We start from the raw sequence: 19407 nt of genomic DNA, 5'->3' as shown, positions 1-19407 counted from the left end.
GTTTACACAAATGTATAAATAAGGAGGTGAAAATATGAAGAAAGAATGGAGAGTCATTGGACTAATCAAAAATGTAACGGATAAAGTAGAAGTAATCGCATTAGACCGAAAAAATAAGGAATTAGAGCGAGCAACTGTGACTATTGAAGAAAAGCTTATTCTTTGACTGTGAGTCCTTACACCTTATACGAGGATACAACAGTCACAGGCGGAACTGATTATTTTCATACGCATGTCGCTTTAATCATCAACGGAGAAGAAATCGAGCGCACGTTACTATCTTCAACTAGACAGTTTGCTTTTGATGTCGAAGGTTTGATTGATTATACGGACGATGAAGTAGAACTCGTAGGCTATCGTTATGAAGATGAAATTACTCGGAATGACGTAGTGATTCAAGAGCCTACGGTAGAAATGACACTAAACCCACAAAAAATAGATGATACTTTTGTAACGGGTAAAGTAACAGGCAAGTCCGCTACAACTGTTCGTCTCTATGTAAATAGAAGACGACAACAAACCGTAAAAATAGCTGAAGATGGGACATTTAGCTTATTAGGCGTTGCTATTACCTCACCTACAGATAAAGTTGAGCTAGCCGTATTGAATGATGCCGGTATTGAGATTCAACGATTTACTGTTAAGGTGACGAACCAGTAATTGAGTGTAAATGAAAGTGGATCGTTAATCAGATTTTTTTCTGACTAACGATCCACTTCTTTATAGTTAATTCACTGTCCGTAGTTGCGCAATTCGTTCCTTCACAACAACTTGTTTTTCTAGATAATCTTTTTCTTTTGCTTTCTCAGCTTCTACAACGTCATCTGGCGCGTTAGAAACAAAGCGTTCATTGGCTAATTTCCCTTGTACGCGTTTGACTTCTTGCGTCCATTTGTCTAATTCTTTCTCTAAACGGGCAATTTCTTCTTCTACGTTGATCAAACCTGCTAGTGGTAAATATAACTCTGCTCCGGTCAGAACCGCTGACATCGCTAATTCTGGTGCAATGATATCACTTGCAATCGTCAACTCTTCTGGATTACAGAAACGCTCGATATAATTTGTGTTGTCGATCAAGAATTTATCAACCGTTTCATCACTTGTTTTGATCAATAATGTGATTGGTTTTGAAAGTGGTGTATTTACTTCTGCACGGATGTTACGTACTGCGCGAATCACTTCTTTTAAGACTTCCATCCCACGAGCGGCGGTTTCATCCGAAAACTCTGCCTGAACAACTGGGTAATCGGCAATCACAAGGGATTCACCTTCATGCGGAATATTTTCCCAGATTTCTTCTGTCACAAATGGCATGATTGGGTGTAGTAAACGCAAAATTTGATCTAATGTATAGACTAAAATGCTACGTGTTGTTTGTTTTGCCCCTTCATTTTCGCCGTACAGAATTTCTTTACTCATTTCAATATACCAGTCACAGAAATCATCCCAGATAAAGTTATATAACTGACGACCCGCTTCACCAAATTCAAAACGATCGAACAAGTCCGTCACACGTGCAATCGTTTCATTTAGACGTGTTAAAATCCAGCGATCTGCTACTGTTTTCTCACCGCTAAAGTCAATATCTTTATAAGACATTCCTTCAATATTCATGATTACAAAACGGCTAGCATTCCAGATTTTATTGATAAAGTTCCAAGAGGCATCCATTTTTTCATAACTAAAACGCATATCTTGGCCAGGTGTAGAGCCATTGGACATAAACCAACGCAACGCATCTGCCCCGTATTTATCGATGACTTCCATTGGATCGATTCCGTTTCCTAGAGATTTACTCATTTTACGTCCATCTTCTGCTCGGATCAAGCCATGCATCAAGACATTTTTAAATGGTGCTTGTCCTGTAAATTCTAAACTTTGGAACATCATGCGGCTAACCCAGAAGAAAATAATATCGTAGCCTGTTACCAAAGTACTTGTTGGGAAATAACGCTGATAATCAGCTGCTTCTTCATCAGGCCAACCCATTGTTGAAAATGGCCATAATGCTGAACTGAACCATGTATCTAACACATCAGAATCTTGGGTCCAATTCTCTGGATCGGCTGGTGCTTCCATGCCAACATACATTTCGCCTGTTTCTTTATGATACCAAGCAGGAATTTGATGGCCCCACCATAATTGACGTGAGATTACCCAGTCGTGGACATTTTCCATCCAACGCAAGAATGTTTGATTAAAGCGTGGTGGATAAAATTCTACTGCATCCTCTGTATCTTGATTTTTGATGGCTTTTTCAGCCAATGGCGCCATTTTAACAAACCATTGTGTGGATAAACGAGGTTCAACAACGACACCTGTACGCTCTGAATGACCAACACTGTGATTCATTGTTTCAATTTTAATCAGACGACCCATTTCTTTTAGATCAGAAACGATCAATTTACGTGCTGCGAAACGGTCCATCCCTGCATATTTACCTGCTAAATCATTCATAGAACCATCTTCATTCATGACATTCACACGAGGTAAATCATGACGATTACCCACTTCAAAGTCATTTGGATCATGGGCTGGTGTGATTTTTACGACACCTGTTCCAAATTCCATATCTACATACTCATCTGCAATAATCGGGATTTCTTTGTCTACTAATGGCAATGTGACTGTTTTTCCGATCAAGGCTTGATAACGCTCATCATCTGGATGAACAGCAATCGCCGTATCGCCTAACATTGTTTCAGGACGTGTTGTTGCGATTTCCACAACGCCTGTTCCGTCCGTCAGTGGATAACTCATATGATAAAAGGCCCCTTCGATATCTTTGTGGATTACTTCGATATCAGATAAGGCTGTTTTGGCTTTTGGATCCCAGTTGATGATGTATTCCCCACGGTAAATCAGGTCTTTTTCGTATAAAGAAACGAAGACTTTACGGACAGCTTGAGATAATCCGTCATCTAAAGTAAAACGTTCACGGCTATAATCTAGTGATAAGCCCATTTTTGCCCATTGTTCACGGATATGAGAAGCATATTCTTCTTTCCAATCCCAAACTTGCTCAACAAATTTTTCACGTCCTAAATCGTAACGAGAAATATCTTGTTCAGCTAATTTTTCTTCAACTTTTGCTTGGGTTGCGATACCTGCGTGATCCATTCCCGGCAGCCATAATGTATCAAAACCTTGCATTCTTTTTTGACGGATGATCATATCTTGTAAAGTGGTATCCCATGCATGACCTAAATGTAGTTTCCCTGTAACATTTGGCGGTGGAATCACGATTGAATAGGGTTTTGCATCTTTATTGCCGTTTGGTTTGAATAAATCTTGGTCTAGCCATTTTTGATAACGGCCTTGTTCTACTTCTGTAGGTTGGTATTTTGTCGGTAGATTTTTTTCTTCTGACATACGCGTTCCTTCTTTCTGATTCTAATTTAAATGAATGGTGAAACGATAAACTAAGGTGACAACGCTCCTTATAAGTCGCCTTGTACTGTTCAACATCAGATTGCTTCACAATCTGTGATGAACATGTAAAAAGCCCTAAAATACTTTCGTATTTTAGGGCGTAAACTTCTGTACGCGGTACCACCTAAATTGTGTCTGACGATCCAGACACCGCTTCATTCGTGAGGTAACGATCACTAATCGAATCATTCTACTCCATTCAAATCATTGACTCCCAAGCTACCTTCTTACTGGTTATGTGAAAATCTTCCACCGATTGATTCTCTCTCTAGAACGATGCCAGTAATACTCCTCTTGTTCATAGTCTTTGAATCATTTTAACATTGAAGTTGAATAGAAGTCAATTTGAAAAATAATTAACGTGCGGCTTTAGCTTGTTCCAACGCAGTAGCATAATCAGGCTCTTCTGAAATTTCTGCTGAAATTGCTTCGTAAACTATGTTGCCATCTTTATCGATCACAAAAATGCTACGAGCTAAGTGCCCCATTGCAGGAATAAACAATCCATAGGCTTCACCAAATTCACCTTCAGTATCATGTAAAATTTCCATATCCACGCCCTCAGCTGCGCACCAATTCGCTTGCTCTTCTTTTGTGTTATTAGAAATCGTGATAAATTTTACACCTTCAACATTCGCAGCTTCTTGATTGAAGCGTTTTGTTTGTAGTGAACAGATTCTAGTATCAATATCAGGTACAACACTGATCAGCACAGGCGTACCAGTGAAATCTGATAGATTTACTACTTCATCATTTAAATTTCCTAATGAAAAATCTGGCGCTTTAGCACCGACTTCGGGTTGGGCACCAATTATTTCCACTTTTTCGCCTTTTCTTGTAACGTTCATTGTATTTTCCTCCTCTAATTTAAAAGCTGAGCAAGCGTTTCAAGCTACGAATACTCAACAATTTGACATTCTCTCTCTTTATTTAGTATAGAGGAAGGAGGAATAGATGACAAAGTTCTTGCTTTCTAGTTTTTTTTACTCGCAAACGTTTCATCAAAATAAATCAACGTCTGCAATTCTGTTGTCAAATCGATGTATTGGACATTCACATTGTGAGGCACAGTTACTCTATCTGGAGCAAAATTCAAAATAGCTGTAATACCAGCATCGACGATTTTATCGATCGCATCTTGTGCAAACTGGCTCGGTACCGTAGAGATAGCCACCGTGACACCTGTTTTTTTGACTTCTTCAGTTAGATTTTCCATTGGTTGTATGATGATATCATCTACAGAAAGCCCCACAAGTTCTTTTTCAGTATCAAATGCACAAACAATATTCAAGTTTTCATTTCTTCGAAAGTTATTTTTGACTAGCGCTTTTCCTAAATTGCCACACCCGATTAGCGCAATCCGTTTTTCTTGTTGTGTATTCAAAATATGACTAAAAACCTCGATTAAGTAAGGGACATCATAGCCATAACCACTGCGCCCAAGTTCTCCTAAGTGAGAAAAATCACGACGAATGGTTGCGGGTGGGACTTGAATCACGTCACTAAATTCTTTTGATTTGATTCGCGTTACACCAGAATCTCCTAGCATTTTCAAATATCGCAAGTACAACGGCAACCGCTTGGCTGTCGCTTTAGGCATTGTTTTTTCTTTAAGTAATTCCTTCATTTCCTAGCCTCCTTGTTACTCATTTCACATATATATATTTATAGTTTATCATGCTTACAAGTCGTGGGCAACTTGTTTGTGAAAAAAATAGGAGCTATTAGAAAAAAACTAATAAAAAAGAACAGAATCGATAACGTTATCAAGTCTGTTCTTCTAGCTTTTATAGCAAATCAAAAAATTCTTCGTTTTGTTCACTTTGTTCAGTTATTTCACTAACTTTTAAACCAGCCATTGATCGGGCCATCAACCCTTCTATATCAAGTCTAGCTTCATAGGCTTGGGCTTTGTCTAATTTAGGTCTTGTTTTAGGTTGTGGCGGTGCAAAAATCGTACAGCAATCTTCAAATGGTTGGATTGCTAACTCAAAGGTATCGATTTTTTCAGCGATTTCGATGATTTCCCCCTTGTCCATCGATACGACTGGGCGAATAATCGGCGTTGTCGTCACTTCGTTGATTGCAACCATACTTTGTAAGGTTTGTGATGCTACTTGCCCCAATGATTCTCCATTGATGATTACTAAGCCCTTTCTTGCAGCACGTATCGCATCAGTCAAACGTAGCATCATTCGGCGTGTCACCGTCATTAGATAACCTTCTGGAACTACTCGTTTGATTTCTTCCTGGATTTCAGTGAATGGAACTTCAATAAATTGGATACTACCAGCATAAGGGGCGATTTTAGCAGCTAAGTCCTTCGCTTTTTGTAACGCCTGCTCACTTGTGTATGGTGGGCTAGCGAAATGAACAGCTTCCACTTCTACACCGCGTTTCATTGATAAATACCCCGCAACAGGCGAATCAATTCCACCAGAGAGCATTAACATACCACGTCCACTCGTTCCAACAGGTAATCCACCAGCACCACGAATCGTTTCATAAGATAAGTAAGCTCCTTCTTTGCGGATTTCTACACGAATTTCAATGTTTGGCTTTTTCATTTGGACAGTTATCTCTGGGAAAATTTCAAAAACGGCACCGCCAAGTTCTCGATTCAATTCATTTGTATCTAATTCAAAACTATGGTCAGACCTTTTAGAAGTAATTTTGAATGTTTGACCTGGTTGGTAAGCAGATTGGATCATGGTTTGAACCATTTCACGAATTGCTGGCATTTTTTTTTCGACACGTACGCTTGGCGAAAAGGTTTGGATACCAAAGACTTTTTCTAATTTAGGTAAGATTTTAGCGCTGTCTTCACCATTTAATAATAGGTGCATCCGATCACGATCAGCATGGATTTTGACAGCTGGAAAATCACCAAGTACTCTTTTGACGTTTTGTGCTAGTTGGGAAATAAATATTTTCCTATTTTTTCCTTTAGTTGAAAGTTCACCGTAGCGAATCATAATTTCAGTATAGTTCACAATTGTTCAATCCTTTTCTATAACGCTTGATTTTTTTACTTTCTTAGCTATTTAACACTAGGAACTTTTTATATAGTTGATTAAAAATAATCATAAACTGTTCCGCTTCTGCAATTGTATTCGATTCGTCCAAGCTAACCCGTATGGCCGACGTTGCGAACGAATCAGGTACTTTCATAGCATGTAATGTGCTACTGGTCATTTTCTTTCGACTGGAGCATGCACTAGTTGTTGAAGTGTAGATTAGTTTTTCCTCTAATGCATGTACAAGTACTTCTCCTCGAATTCCTTTTAACGCAAAACATAAAATATGAGGGGCGAAGTCCGCAGTTTCTTTTGAAAATACTCTGACATTCGGATATTCTTGTAATGCCTCAAGCAAATATCGCCGAATAGTTCCAGTATGCTCTGGTTTTTCTGCGTTTTTATCTTTATATAAACGTAAAGCTTTCGCCATAGAAACAATTCCAGCCACATTTTCAGTTCCACTTCTTTGATCATTTTCTTGCCCGCCACCAGTTAAAAGCGGTGCAAGTTTACGACCGTGTTTCCAATAAATAAACCCTATTCCTCTGGGACCGTGAAATTTATGAGCAGAAAATGTAGCGAAATCAACTCGAGGCGTCAACCATTGTTCTTGAGCAACTTTGCCAATAGCTTGAACAGCATCAACATGAAAATGAATTGATGGATAGTCTGCTAGGCAATTACTAATTGCTTGAATTGGCTGGATCGAGCCTATCTCGTTATTGACCGCCATAATGGAAACAAGGATCGTATCTTTGCGAATCAACTTGGCTAATTCATCCACTATCACAAATCCACGTTCATCAACAGGTGCGATGGAAACTTCAAACCCATTCTCTGCAAGCTGCCTTGTTGTTTCAGCAACAGCAGGATGTTCAATAGATGAAATAATAATATGGCGACCAAACGTTTTTTTCTCTACAGCTGTTCCTTTCAGCACCCAATTATCCCCTTCAGTTCCACCGCTTGTAAAAAAAATCTCATCTGGCTTCACTTCGATCAAATCTGCTATTTGCTTACGGGCTTGTTCCATTAAACGATTTGCTTGATTACCTATGTCATGCAAACTAGACGGATTTCCAATAATTCGTTGACTGACTTTTATATATGTATCTAAAGCTTGAGGGTAAATCGGTGTTGTTGCGCTGTTGTCAAAATATATCATTTAAAAAAACCTTCTTCTTTTGAAATTCTTTCCTATTATATACTTTCTATTTTACTAGTTCAACCTAACAATCAGAATTCATTGCATAATCATTCGAAACAAACAAAAAGACGAGACCACGGTCTCGCCTTTTAACAATCAATCACTATTACATTACACCAAGATTTTTGAAGTAGAAATCTTCGATTCTTCTAAATGCACCTGGCTCCACTCGTTCAAGTGCAGTACCAATCTCATCTAGCGCATCTTGATATCTGTATTCTTTTGAGAATAGTTCTAAACTATTTTCCATTGCTACACGAATTGCTTCATGTGTATGACGATAACGATTCGCATATTGCATCATTTGTTCTGTCAATGCAGCGGAGTTGATTAAATCATTAGTTTTCTTATCCAGTAATTCTAAATCTTCATTACACAAATCAGAAAGTTTTTTGATTTCTTCCATATTGATACGGATTCGATTCAAGGCTTTGCTCAATTCTTCGATGCGATCTGTAGCTACAAAGAAAAACTCTAAGTAATCAGCTGGTAATCCCGGTAAACGTTGTTTCTCAACGTGGCGTTTGATATTGCGTAGTCGGAAATCATACTGATCAACTTTTTCTTGGGCAACTTTTTCTCCTTTGCGTAATTCTTTTAAGGAATCATCGATTTCAACTTGTTGATTTTCAATGTCATCTAATATCTTGTAGCAATCTTTAAAGAATGCTTGAACTTCAGAATAAGGAATCGTGTGTTCGTTCATTTTTGGTTCGAAATCTTCATAACGACGAATCAATTCTTCGATCTCTGTTTGGAAACCTCTTGAACGTCCTAACTCATTATGATTCAATGTGTAACTTTGAGAGGTGTGATCTAATTCAATCATCAACTGACGGTTATTTTTCAGTGCATGGGCAATATAGTCACCCACTACTTTATGGTTCGTCATCACATATTTCTTAGCATTGATCTCACGTTCCATGATTTCATATAATGCATCGATTGCATTCGCTGTATCACGATTGGCTACTTCTACTGCATCAACTTCCGTCTTCTCTAAATCAACGGTTGAATTTTTAACGCGTTTTTGAACACGTCTTAATTCGTCTTCGAAATTCTTTTCAGGGAATACATAGTGATCTGCAAGCAGACGTTTGTATCCTTCTTCGATCTCTTTTAGTTGATCTGGGAAGGTCCGATTCAATTCATCATAAAGTGGCGGAATGCGTTTCATTACGTCATCTAATTCATAAGTATGACGTTCAGCGTTTTCCAATACTTCACGCGCTTCAATTGGGTCACCAGAAGTATTTAATGTGACAAACTGAGTAAATTCGATTTCGATATTTTTGATTTGTTTTTGTAATTCAGGATAAGCAGAACCAAATTCTGCTTTTTCGTCATGAAGTAATTTGCTGATTTCTTCGTAAACGTCTAAAGCTTTTTGCACTTCAAGTGAATTACGTTCTTCACTCTCGCGCAGTTCTTTCAAACCATTACGGATGATCTCAACTTCTGATTCCATCTCTGTCATCGTCTGCTCTGCTTCAGCGACTGCTTTTTTCGCTTTCATAAAACGGAAGGTTTCATTTAAATTTTCGACTTCAAAAATCTGACTTTCTAGCTCTGCAAAAGAACGAGTAGAAATCTCAGTCCAACGTTGATTCCATTCTCTAAACGTGTTCTGACTTTGACCGACCATGTGCATCTTTTTGACATCATCGACCTCTTCAATCACTGGCAAGTCGAACAGCTCTTCTTTCCTCTTTTCCAGATCATCGAGTTTCATTTGATTTTTCTTTCTCATAAAATAACCAACTAAATACAAAACTGCTGCGATGATTATTATAGCTAAAACTACGATAATGATCAGATTATTCTTCATTCATGGTTCCTCCGTTTATTTATCCATATATGATTATACAACTGCTAATAAATAACAAAATCACTTCTATCTGCAATTGTATCAGTCTCTTATCTACATAAAATTCTTAAAAACACCTACAGAAAATTATACCACAATCCACTCTATCAAGCACTAGTTAATTGTAATTTCTTAATAATTGTTTTGAGTTTGTACTATTGTACCCTTTCTATCCTCATTATTAATAAGTTTAACCGATATCTTCCACATCTTGCAACTTTTTACACAACTCACTTAAGGTATCTAATTGTGCGTCAGCTAACTGCTGATTCATGCCAAAACGGTTATCTTGAATGGCCCAGACTGTCATTCCTGCATCGTGTGCCGACCGTATTCCTTTTTCAGAATCTTCAAGAGCAAGACAACTTTCAGGATCAATCCCTAATTCGGTAGCAGTATATAGATAAATTTCAGGGTCGGGCTTACTTTTTTTAAATTGGGTTCCACTGACGATCACGTCAAAGTAACTAGCCAATTGTCCAGCTTTCAAAACATCTTGAATCGCATCCATCATTGAGGACGAAGCCAAACCGATTTTGTAGCCTTTTCTTTTAAGAAATTGTAATACTCGTTTTGCATCTGGGTCGATCATATACCCGTAATCAATGGGGTGTTCGATTTTATAGTGTAAATATTTTTCATTCAGGAAATTTTTGTCATACGTTGTATCATTTACTTTTATAATCGTATCCCATAGACTTCGCATATCTGCTCCAACAAATTCAGGAATTGGTATTTGCTCAATGGATAGATCGTATTCTTTGAGAAAGGCTTTTCTACGTTGGTAGTAGAATTCTTCACTATCGACCAATACGCCGTCCATATCGAAAATAATTCCTTCATATCTTTGTATCATTATTGGTGCTCCTTTTTTGCTATTCTTATTCAGCTCTATCAGTCTAACAAAAGTTTGAAAAAAAATGAAGAAATTTGTTGAAAAACAACGGAAAAGATTAATTAATTGTCTATTTTACGGTTGCTTTTCGAAGGATATTTCGGTATTCTTTTACTATTATAATGAAAAATCTATTAAAATTAGGAGTGAAAAAAGTGAAAGTCACAAAATTTGGGGGAAGCTCGCTTGCTTCTGCAACACAATTAGAGAAAGTTTTACACATCGTAAAAGAAGACGTTTCACGAAAGTTCATCGTTGTTTCAGCTCCTGGTAAGCGTTCTTCTGAAGACATCAAAGTAACAGATATGCTTATTTCTTATTATCAAGCGTACGTCAATAATGAAAATACTACTGAAATCGTCGCTAAAATCGTTGCCCGTTATGAGGCAATTTTAGATGAACTAACCCTTACTAAAGATGTTTTAACTGATATTCAACATGCAATCCAACATTTAGCGACTTTGGAAAAAGAACATAACCCTCATCTTTTAGATGCTTTTTTAGCCAGTGGAGAGGACAATAATGCTAAATTAGTGGCTGCATTTTTCCAACAACGAGGCTTGAATGCTCGTTACACAAATCCTTTAGATCTTGGAATCATCGTTTCAGATGAACCTGGAAATGCTCGGATTTTGCCATCTTCTCTAAACAAGATCTACCAGTTCGCTACGACTGAAGAAATTTTAGTGATTCCTGGCTTTTTTGGTTTTACAGAAACTGGTGACATTTGTACATTTTCTAGGGGAGGATCAGATATATCAGGATCGATTGTTGCAGCAGGTGTAAAAGCTGATATTTACGAAAACTTTACGGATGTCGACGGTATTTTTGTTGCACATCCGGGGATTATTCACGAGCCAAAAACAATCAAAGAACTGACTTATAGAGAAATGCGCGAATTAGCGTATGCTGGATTTGCCGTCTTACATGATGAAGCGTTGATGCCGGCTTATCGGGCCAATATTCCGGTAGTCATCAAAAATACGAATAATCCTGAACACCCTGGCACATTGATCACGACTTCTAGAACGGTCAAACACGATCCAGTTGTGGGAATTGCCAGCGACCAAGGTTTTGCTAGTATCTACATCAGCAAGTATTTAATGAATAGAGAATTAGGTTTCGGTCGCCGCTTGCTTCAGATTCTTGAAGAATTAGGGCTGAGCTATGAACATATGCCTTCTGGAATCGATGATATTTCCATCATTTTAAGAGAAGGTCAATTGACAATTGAAATAGAAAAAGAATTAATGACACGCTTAGAACAAGAACTTGAGCCTGATGAGTTGCGGATCACGCATGGTTTGTCGATGTTGATGGTTGTTGGAGAAGGAATGCGCCAACGAATCGGGGTCATGGCTGACAGCACAGCCGCTTTAGCTTTTAATAAAATCAACTTAGAAATGATCAACCAAGGTTCCTCCGAGGTCAGCATTATGTTTGGTATTCGTGAGGATCAAGAGCAAAAAGCGATTCAGGCTTTATATCAAACATTTTTTAAATCATAACTAATAATGAGATTGGGACAGAAGAATTTCATTCCGAGAACCAAGTAGGTACTGTGTACATCAACTCGTCCTCGTTGTGTTTTACCGCAACAAGAAGGAATTTACGAAAATTGCCTCTTTTTACAGTAATCCTGTAAAAAGAGGACAATTGGGAACTACTTGATGCGCTTTAAATTTTTGTGAATTGCCGCTTTGCTTCTGCTCCCACCATTCATCTGGCTTCCTTATAGGGTGGGGTGTGACTCGTAGAGTCATGCCCCACCTCTGTTTCATTTAGTCCTCCGAAGCTTTACATTGACGTTCCAATTCTGCTTTAATTTTAGGTTCTGGCGCAAAATCAGCTTCCCAATTGTCAGGCTTCAATACCTTATGGGTCACTGGATGATAACGCGGAGTGCCATCTGGAAACAGCTTCCCCATATTTGCTTCATGAACAATAGAAAATAGTTCAGTAGGATCTACCCCTAGCAAAGAGAATGATCCATAAGTAAAATACAACAAATCAATCAATGCATCTACTTGCTCAACTAAAGGATCGGTCACTTCTTTTTCCTTATTGAGTACCTTTTTTTCTGCCTGATCGACAGCTACTTTCAGCTGACTTACTAATTCTTTAAAGACTGCTGGATCATTATTCGCTGCCCCGTATAGAAATTCAACTAATTCTTCGGCTTTAAAGCCAGCTCTATCTGATGCTTGTTTGGCAGAAAAGTGTGTTGGAATTTTAGGTTTTCTATTATCAAATCTTTCGTGAAACAGTTCAGTTTTTTCAAATGGGTTATCGATTTTCATTGGGTTCCTCCTAAACTTAAAAGCGGAATGGATTCTTGTAGATCCGCCTGAAAAATAGAAAGCACTGACTGAAATGCTTTTTGCCTCGCTCAATTTTTTCCTTTTTTTCAGCCGGAGCTAGCGGATCCATTTCGGCTCAAATAGAAAACAAGAAAACTTACCTGTGTCGTTTCTTGTCTCTTTAAATTTTAGCTCATTCCTGTAGCTAAACAATCACCCCATAATGTAATAAGGCTTGATAAATTCCGTCCTCTTCATTTGTACCGGTCACGTATTGTGCAACTCTTTTAACTTCCACTTCGGCATTGCCCATTGCAATACCAAGTCCCACACCTTCTAACATCTCTAAATCATTCCAACTATCACCAAATGCCATTACTTCCTCTAATTCAATATCAAACTGTTTAACATATTGTTGAATCCCAGCTAACTTTGAACCACCTGCTGGAATAATGTCTACCGTAAATGAGTTAGAGCGTGTGATATGACTATCCAACAGCTGTTCTTTTAACATTGTCTCCTCTGATTTCGGGCTTAAAAGCACACACTGATAAATTGGTTCTTTCAATAAATCAAGATCATGATAACGCTTTGTCTTCTTATGAATTGAAAAACGGCTGGTCAGATTTTTGAAAAGTGCCACTGGAAAACGCTTTGGCAAAAAGCGTACAACTTTTTTTGCCCATTTATTTTGACCAAAACGCATCAACGAACTTCCTTCTATACTACGTCTTGAAGCAAATATAATCTGCCGATGATGATAGTCGGAAAAAGAAATAATTCGACTCAAGGCTTCATCTGAAAAAGGATCAGCCCAAATGGTGGTCTCATTTGTATAAACCAATTGACCATTGTACGTTACAAAAACATCAAAATTTAGCCCAACTATTTGCTGGTTTAAATGAACAGGACCGCGTCCCGTTGCTATACCGCAAAGGATTCCTTGCGACTGTGCTAATGCGATCCCTCGTTTAGTTGATTCTAAGACCTTATCATTCTTATTTACTAATGTACCGTCGATATCAAAGAAAATAGCTTTTATCATAAATTCCCTTTCTTTGTTTGACTCATCCGTTTTACAATTGACTAAAACAAGCCCATTTGTTTTGGATTTAAATCTGTATATTCCAACCCAAGTGCAGCTTTCATTTCTAATAGATTCCCGACCGCATCTCCGCCGGAATTATTATTGAAAATCACACCCACTTCTTGCGTCTCACGCGCCACTTTTTCCACAGCTTCACTCAAGTCTGCAATTTCTTCTGCATTGTATCGATACAACGTTCTTTTTTTACGCCAATCTTTGTCATTTGCCATCCAACCTGCAGCATTACGCCCATGAAAACGGAATAACGTAAATTGATCATTGGTAACATAAGGGAAAAATGGAACGGGATTTGTCGGAATCTGCGGCTCATCGACAACTACTAATGAAAATGCATTGGTTTTCATAAACGATAGTGTTTGTTTAATATATTTAGCTGTATACCATGAACCATTTCGCAACTCTATCGCAATCGGAAATCCAACAAACCATTGTCGAATCTTTTCTAAATATTGAACATTTTCCTTCGTACAGCTAAAAGTTCCCGAAAATTGAATCAAAAAAGCAAACAACTTCCCTGTTTCGATTATGGGTGCCATACTTGTTAAAAAAGCTTCAATCATTTCTTCTTCACTTTGATAGTACTGTTGCCATTCACCTTGGCAACTGATGCCACTATAGACTTTCATTACAAAGCGGAAATTCTCTGGCACTGATTTAGCCCACTCTCTAACAGAGTCTTGTTTGGGAATACCATAGTATGCCGTATCCATCTCAACTAGCGGCAGATAACCTGCATACTCATATAAAGTAGAACGTTTTTTTCCGGTTAATTTGTCATGTTCATTAAAAGAAGTCAAACCTAAGCGAATCATCGTCATTTTATCCTTTCTCTTCACAAAACTACTATTATAGACATATCGTTAAAATGATTATTCTTCACTTATTTTATACTAAAAAAGACTAAGACAAAACAAAAAGTTGTCTCAGTCAAAAAAAATTAATTGCGCGAATCTTTTTCTTCGCTTTTTTTCCATTTCATGTTGGCTTCACAATAAACTTGACCCTCGATGCGGATTTCATGACGCGTCGTTTGTCCTTCATCTGTATTGAGCATGTCATAATGACTTTCTACTACCTGACCATATTCAACTTCCTTATCAAATTTGACATTGATAAAAGTCGGCTCATGTGTACTTAAGAAATCATAGCCTAATACGTCTAGCAACCAATTAAAATAAATGGCATTATTAACATGCTGATTGCCATCAATATCGAAATATCGGACACGGTAGGGTAAAAATTCACCAGCTTCCACTTTTTCGATTTTTTCACCGCGGTAAATTTTCTTGATTTTTTCACTTTCATACGGCTCGATGATTTCAGGTAATACACTACTCATTTTACGATTTTCTTTATCCATCAATACAAACGTTGACTTGATTAAAACGCATTCGTTTCCTTGTTCATCATGAATCCAAAAGTTTCGATAACAAAAGTATTTATTATACGCTATAGCTTGTGTCGTTACAGCAAGTTTTTCTCCAACTTTGGGTAATCGTGTGATATGGATTTCGTAATTGGTAATGACCCAGCCAAGACCAAACGAAGCCACAAAGTCGCTTCCTCTATCTAAGGCATCACTTTGTTCTTCAGATGTTTTGATTACAACAGCCAGCATTGACGGGATCGTCATTTTCCTTGTAATATCGCCATCATAATAAGCTACTTCATACGGGGTCGTAAATTTTTTTGCCACTGGATCTCCTCCTTTTCTATACTGATATGACTCGTTAAATTATACCATAATCTACCAAACCAGTGATAAAATAAAAATCTGCAAACGATTACTCTTGCTTAATATATAGCTCAAACCCGCACAAAAAAGCTATCACATGCACTATTTAAATACATTAAAAAAACTTTTCAACACAGAAGTAAAATTCCTCCTATTTTAAAAAGTTTTTCAGTCCTACCTATTTGTAAAAGAACAACCTTTAATAACTAATTTTTCCACTCTATACGTGACCTGTATTACCATAGCCAAATACTTCTCCTAAGACTTCAGAAAGCACTTCCATCTTTATCCCTCCAAAAAAAATTAGTTGATTCCAAAAGAATAATACCATACTATTATATAAACTAGTATTATAATGCATAAACATAGAGGGGAAAAATATGAGAATCAAAGGAGATATCATTCGCACAGTCAGAAAACAGAAGAAATTATCGCAAGTAACTTTGGCCGCTGGAATTTGTACACAAGGAACGGTTAGTAACATTGAAAATAAAAATGTTTGCGATAGCTTGGAAATCCTTGATGCAATCTGCAAAAGATTAAACCTCAGTCTCGAAAGCGTATTAGATGATAATGATGAAAAAAAGCTCACTTCCTTATTGAATCGCGTAGAAGACTTGTGTAATACTTTTAAACATAAAGAAGCTCATTTACTTTTAAAATCTACCTCAATCGATGTTTCTGATTTTCAAAATAGAGAATTAGAAGTTCGTTGGTTTTACTTTATGGGCATCACAAACTTGTTGGGCTATAACAATACAACGGATAGCTTGTTTTATTTTTACAGAGCTGATGAACTTGGTGACTCAAATTCGATATATGCAATCCTATCTGTCAATAGTTTAGGAATTGTATATGAAATGGCCAATGAATTGGATAAAGCACAAGTTTATTATGAGAAATCAATCGATATGCTGAACAAAATGACGGTTAAAATGCCCATTGAAGCAACTAAAATTTTCTTCAATACAGCTAAATTCTATTCATTAATCAAGAATTATGAGACAGCTTTTACGTTGGCTACTGAAGGAATGGCCTTGAACAGATCCTATCAATCATTATATATGTTAGATCTTTTAACGTACGAAGCCGCTTTTAATGATTTCATGAAATCCCCTGATTTAAAAGAACCCGATTTTAGCCACGCTAAAGTTTTTGCTACTTTTAATGATAATCAAAATTTACTCGATGTGATAGAGAATGATGAAAAAATTTTAACTCGTTAGATCGATCACAATTACAACCCGCAAGTTTAGAGTACAGGTTCTATCTGTACTCTAAACTTGCGGGTTTCACTTTTTTGTTTAAAAAAAGATAATTACGTTCTACTAATGCTATTTTTTGCAAAATATCATTATTTTATAACCGAAAAAATATAATCTTATTATTTGAATAATATAAAACGCCATGTTACATTATCTATTGTAAGCGCTATAAAAAAATACTTTTAGGAGGAATCACAATGAAAAAAACAATGCTCAAAGCTGTTTTAACACTTGGATTATTGGCAGGAGGTTTATCTCTTTCAACCACTGTCACACATGCTCATGGATATGTTTCATCCCCAGGGAGTCGTGCATACTTCGGTAGTACCCAAGGTGGAAAAATCAATAAAAATGTTGGTCGTGCTGAATGGGAACCTCAAAGCATTGAAGCAACTAAAAATACATTCACTCCTGGAAAATTGGCTAGTGCAGGCGTTAGCGGGTTTGAACCACTAGATGTTCAGACAATGGACCGCTGGTATAAATCTGATATTTCAACTGGTCCTCTTGCAATCAATTGGACTTTAACTGCTCGTCACAGAACGTCTACATGGGATTATTACATGACGAAACAAGGTTGGAACCCAAATCAACCATTAGATATCAAAAATTTTGATTTAATTGGCCAAGTCGATGACAAAGGGACTATTCCTGAAGCATCTGTGAAACATACGGTTACCGTGCCAAGTGACCGCAAAGGGTATCACGTCATTTATGCGGTTTGGAATGTTTTTGATACTACAAATGCTTTTTATCAAGCCATTGATGTTAACGTTAAATAATCAATCAAGGAAACCAAAGGAGCCATGCACATGAAAATCAAACAACTTATTCCAGCCTTTCTAGTAGTTTCAGGTATTGGTATTGCTAGTTTGTCTACTGCAACACCTACTATGGCTGCAGATTCTGCTAGTGAAATGGTCAGTGTAGCAAATAAAAAAGTCCTTGTCGGCTATTGGCATAACTGGGCTTCTAAAGGTAGTGATGGCTACAAACAAGGAACCTCCGCAACGATTTCGTTAGCCGAAGTGAATAAAGCCTATAATGTAGTACCCGTCTCATTTATGAAGAGTGATGGCGTCAGCCGCATTCCAACCTTCGCTCCATACAATAAAACAGATGCTGCATTTAGACAAGAAATTGGAACACTCAACAGTCAAGGTCGTGCCGTTTTACTTGCCCTTGGCGGTGCAGATGCTCATATTCAATTAAAAATAGGAGATGAACAGGCCTTTGCTAATGAGATTATTCGTCAAGTTGAAACATATGGTTTTGATGGCCTAGATATCGATTTAGAACAATCAGCAATTACAGCTGGGGACAATCAAACTGTTATCCCGACAGCGCTAAAAAAAGTCAAAGATCACTATAGAGCGCAAGGAAAAAATTTCATCATCACAATGGCACCAGAATTTCCTTACCTAAAACCAGGTGCTGCTTATGAAAAATACATTACTTCTTTAGATGGTTATTATGACTATATTGCACCTCAGTTATACAATCAAGGCGGAGACGGTGTTTGGGTAGATGAAATCAATAAATGGATTCCACAAAGCAATGATGCTTTGAAATATGAGTTCCTTTATTATATGTCTGACTCTATGATCCACGGCACGCGAACCTTCTTGAAAATTCCAAATGACAAACTTGTTTTAGGACTTCCTGCAAATGTTGACGGTGCCGGCAGTGGCTATGTGATCGATCCAACAGCTGTCTATAAAGCACTCGATCAATTAGCGAAAGATGGCAATCCAATCAAGGGGTTAATGACCTGGTCTGCCAATTGGGATGTTGGCACAAACGTAAATGGTGGATCTTATAATAATGAATTTGCGACACGATATGCTCGAATTTTACAATAAGTAATAATAGAAGAGACTGGCTAAAACTCAACGAGTTATTTTCAGTCTCTTCTTTCTGCTATTTATTTTTCTCCACTACTAACTAATACTTTATCACTTACTGATAGATCCGTTATCTTCTTCGTTCGATAAATCCCTTCTTTTCTTAGATGGTGGTAAATCGTCGAAGTAGAAATACCACAGCGTTTCGCTATTTCTTCTGTTGACAGGTCTGTATTATGATATAACTTGAGTGCTTCTTTAACTTGATTAACAAGTGGTGGTCGGCCTAAAATTACGCCATTTTTCTTAGCGGCACTTAAGCCCGCTAAGACACGTTCACGAATCAATTCAGCTTCCATTTCAGCGAATGCCCCCATGATCGTAAAAAAGAACCGTCCCATTGGGGTTGAGGTATCAATGTTATTTTCAATACTGACAAAATGAATGTTTCTTCGATCGAATTCTTCTAATAACCCTAAAAGTTGCTTGGTTCCTCTAGCTAAACGATCGAGTTTAAAAATCACAAACGTATCGCCTGGCTTCAAAATCGTCAATGCTTTATTCAACTCATTACGAAAACTTTTCCGTCCACTTTCATATTCTTTGAAAATTCTATCGACACCATAATCTTTCAGTGCCTGTTGTTGCGAATCAAATTTTTGATAATGTGTACTTACACGCATATAGCCAATAACTGCCATTTATTCTCCCCCTTATTCACCTTATCTTCCAAC

The 19407-nt window shown here is 37.5% G+C and carries 18 protein-coding genes and 1 other annotated feature; of the genes, 6 read left to right on the top strand and 12 right to left on the bottom strand.

Features of this window, described 5'->3' with window-relative positions:
- The first annotated feature begins 34 nt into the window (after positions 1-34).
- Together AC1PU0_RS03200 and AC1PU0_RS03195 are read left to right on the top strand one after the other, a co-directional pair.
- Positions 35-166: a hypothetical protein gene (locus AC1PU0_RS03200; RefSeq protein WP_258379241.1), complete on the top strand. Its 132-nt coding sequence runs from the start codon at positions 35-37 to the stop codon at positions 164-166.
- 2 nt (positions 167-168) lie between these two features.
- The gene (locus AC1PU0_RS03195; protein ID WP_479998803.1) at positions 169-660 is read left to right on the top strand and encodes an immunoglobulin-like domain-containing protein; all 492 of its coding nucleotides are present in this window, start codon (positions 169-171) and stop codon (positions 658-660) included.
- 66 nt (positions 661-726) lie between these two features.
- Here the strand turns inward: AC1PU0_RS03195 and AC1PU0_RS03190 are convergent, their stop codons facing one another.
- The 7 genes from AC1PU0_RS03190 to AC1PU0_RS03160 all read right to left on the bottom strand — a co-directional run bounded on the left by AC1PU0_RS03190 (position 727) and on the right by AC1PU0_RS03160 (position 10382).
- A complete protein-coding gene (locus AC1PU0_RS03190) occupies positions 727-3372 on the bottom strand; it encodes a valine--tRNA ligase (RefSeq protein ID WP_479998692.1) in 2646 nt (881 codons plus the stop codon).
- A gap of 151 nt (positions 3373-3523) precedes the next feature.
- Positions 3524-3743 (bottom strand) — a binding site (T-box leader).
- Positions 3744-3788: 45 nt separating this feature from the next.
- Positions 3789-4280, bottom strand: coding sequence for a thiol peroxidase (tpx, locus tag AC1PU0_RS03185; RefSeq protein ID WP_206849154.1), 492 nt, complete (start codon positions 4278-4280; stop codon positions 3789-3791).
- A gap of 125 nt (positions 4281-4405) precedes the next feature.
- Complete coding sequence (locus AC1PU0_RS03180; RefSeq protein ID WP_479998691.1) at positions 4406-5059, bottom strand: redox-sensing transcriptional repressor Rex; 654 nt, start codon at positions 5057-5059, stop codon at positions 4406-4408.
- Between the two features lie 160 nt (positions 5060-5219).
- Positions 5220-6425: a tRNA uracil 4-sulfurtransferase ThiI gene (gene thiI / locus AC1PU0_RS03175; RefSeq protein ID WP_479998690.1), complete on the bottom strand. Its 1206-nt coding sequence runs from the start codon at positions 6423-6425 to the stop codon at positions 5220-5222.
- Positions 6426-6468: 43 nt separating this feature from the next.
- Positions 6469-7617: a cysteine desulfurase family protein gene (locus tag AC1PU0_RS03170; RefSeq protein ID WP_479998689.1), complete on the bottom strand. Its 1149-nt coding sequence runs from the start codon at positions 7615-7617 to the stop codon at positions 6469-6471.
- A gap of 148 nt (positions 7618-7765) precedes the next feature.
- Positions 7766-9487 (bottom strand): septation ring formation regulator EzrA, encoded by a 1722-nt coding sequence (ezrA, locus tag AC1PU0_RS03165; RefSeq protein WP_069653929.1) that lies wholly within the window; start codon positions 9485-9487, stop codon positions 7766-7768.
- A 229-nt stretch (positions 9488-9716) separates the two neighbouring features.
- Positions 9717-10382, bottom strand: a complete 666-nt coding sequence (locus AC1PU0_RS03160) for an HAD family hydrolase (protein ID WP_479998688.1) — start codon at positions 10380-10382, stop codon at positions 9717-9719.
- A gap of 194 nt (positions 10383-10576) precedes the next feature.
- Here AC1PU0_RS03160 and AC1PU0_RS03155 point away from each other — a divergent pair, with 194 nt between their 5' ends.
- The gene (locus AC1PU0_RS03155) at positions 10577-11929 is read left to right on the top strand and encodes an aspartate kinase (protein ID WP_069653931.1); all 1353 of its coding nucleotides are present in this window, start codon (positions 10577-10579) and stop codon (positions 11927-11929) included.
- 273 nt (positions 11930-12202) lie between these two features.
- Here the strand turns inward: AC1PU0_RS03155 and AC1PU0_RS03150 are convergent, their stop codons facing one another.
- From AC1PU0_RS03150 to AC1PU0_RS03135, 4 genes are all read right to left on the bottom strand, one after another.
- A complete protein-coding gene (locus AC1PU0_RS03150; protein ID WP_069653932.1) occupies positions 12203-12721 on the bottom strand; it encodes a pyrophosphohydrolase domain-containing protein in 519 nt (172 codons plus the stop codon).
- A gap of 205 nt (positions 12722-12926) precedes the next feature.
- Complete coding sequence (locus AC1PU0_RS03145; RefSeq protein WP_479998687.1) at positions 12927-13766, bottom strand: Cof-type HAD-IIB family hydrolase; 840 nt, start codon at positions 13764-13766, stop codon at positions 12927-12929.
- A gap of 41 nt (positions 13767-13807) precedes the next feature.
- Positions 13808-14641, bottom strand: a complete 834-nt coding sequence (locus tag AC1PU0_RS03140) for a DUF72 domain-containing protein (RefSeq protein ID WP_479998802.1) — start codon at positions 14639-14641, stop codon at positions 13808-13810.
- Between the two features lie 125 nt (positions 14642-14766).
- Positions 14767-15525 (bottom strand): acyl-ACP thioesterase domain-containing protein, encoded by a 759-nt coding sequence (locus tag AC1PU0_RS03135; RefSeq protein ID WP_069653934.1) that lies wholly within the window; start codon positions 15523-15525, stop codon positions 14767-14769.
- Positions 15526-15944: 419 nt separating this feature from the next.
- Between AC1PU0_RS03135 and AC1PU0_RS03130 the strand changes: the two genes are divergently transcribed.
- The 3 genes from AC1PU0_RS03130 (at position 15945) to AC1PU0_RS03120 (ending at position 18691) form a co-directional block, all read left to right on the top strand.
- Positions 15945-16790: a helix-turn-helix domain-containing protein gene (locus AC1PU0_RS03130; protein ID WP_206849158.1), complete on the top strand. Its 846-nt coding sequence runs from the start codon at positions 15945-15947 to the stop codon at positions 16788-16790.
- Positions 16791-17026: 236 nt separating this feature from the next.
- Complete coding sequence (locus tag AC1PU0_RS03125; RefSeq protein WP_069653936.1) at positions 17027-17611, top strand: lytic polysaccharide monooxygenase; 585 nt, start codon at positions 17027-17029, stop codon at positions 17609-17611.
- A 30-nt stretch (positions 17612-17641) separates the two neighbouring features.
- Positions 17642-18691, top strand: coding sequence for a chitinase (locus AC1PU0_RS03120; RefSeq protein ID WP_206849159.1), 1050 nt, complete (start codon positions 17642-17644; stop codon positions 18689-18691).
- A 62-nt stretch (positions 18692-18753) separates the two neighbouring features.
- Here the strand turns inward: AC1PU0_RS03120 and AC1PU0_RS03115 are convergent, their stop codons facing one another.
- On the bottom strand, positions 18754-19374 hold the full coding sequence (locus AC1PU0_RS03115; protein ID WP_206849160.1) for a DUF7317 family protein: 621 nt from the start codon (positions 19372-19374) through the stop codon (positions 18754-18756).
- Positions 19375-19407: the final 33 nt, after the last annotated feature.

The organism is Enterococcus sp. XAF26B05_ASV22 (assembly GCF_056727285.1).
This window is presented reverse-complemented; position numbering and strand designations above follow the sequence as displayed.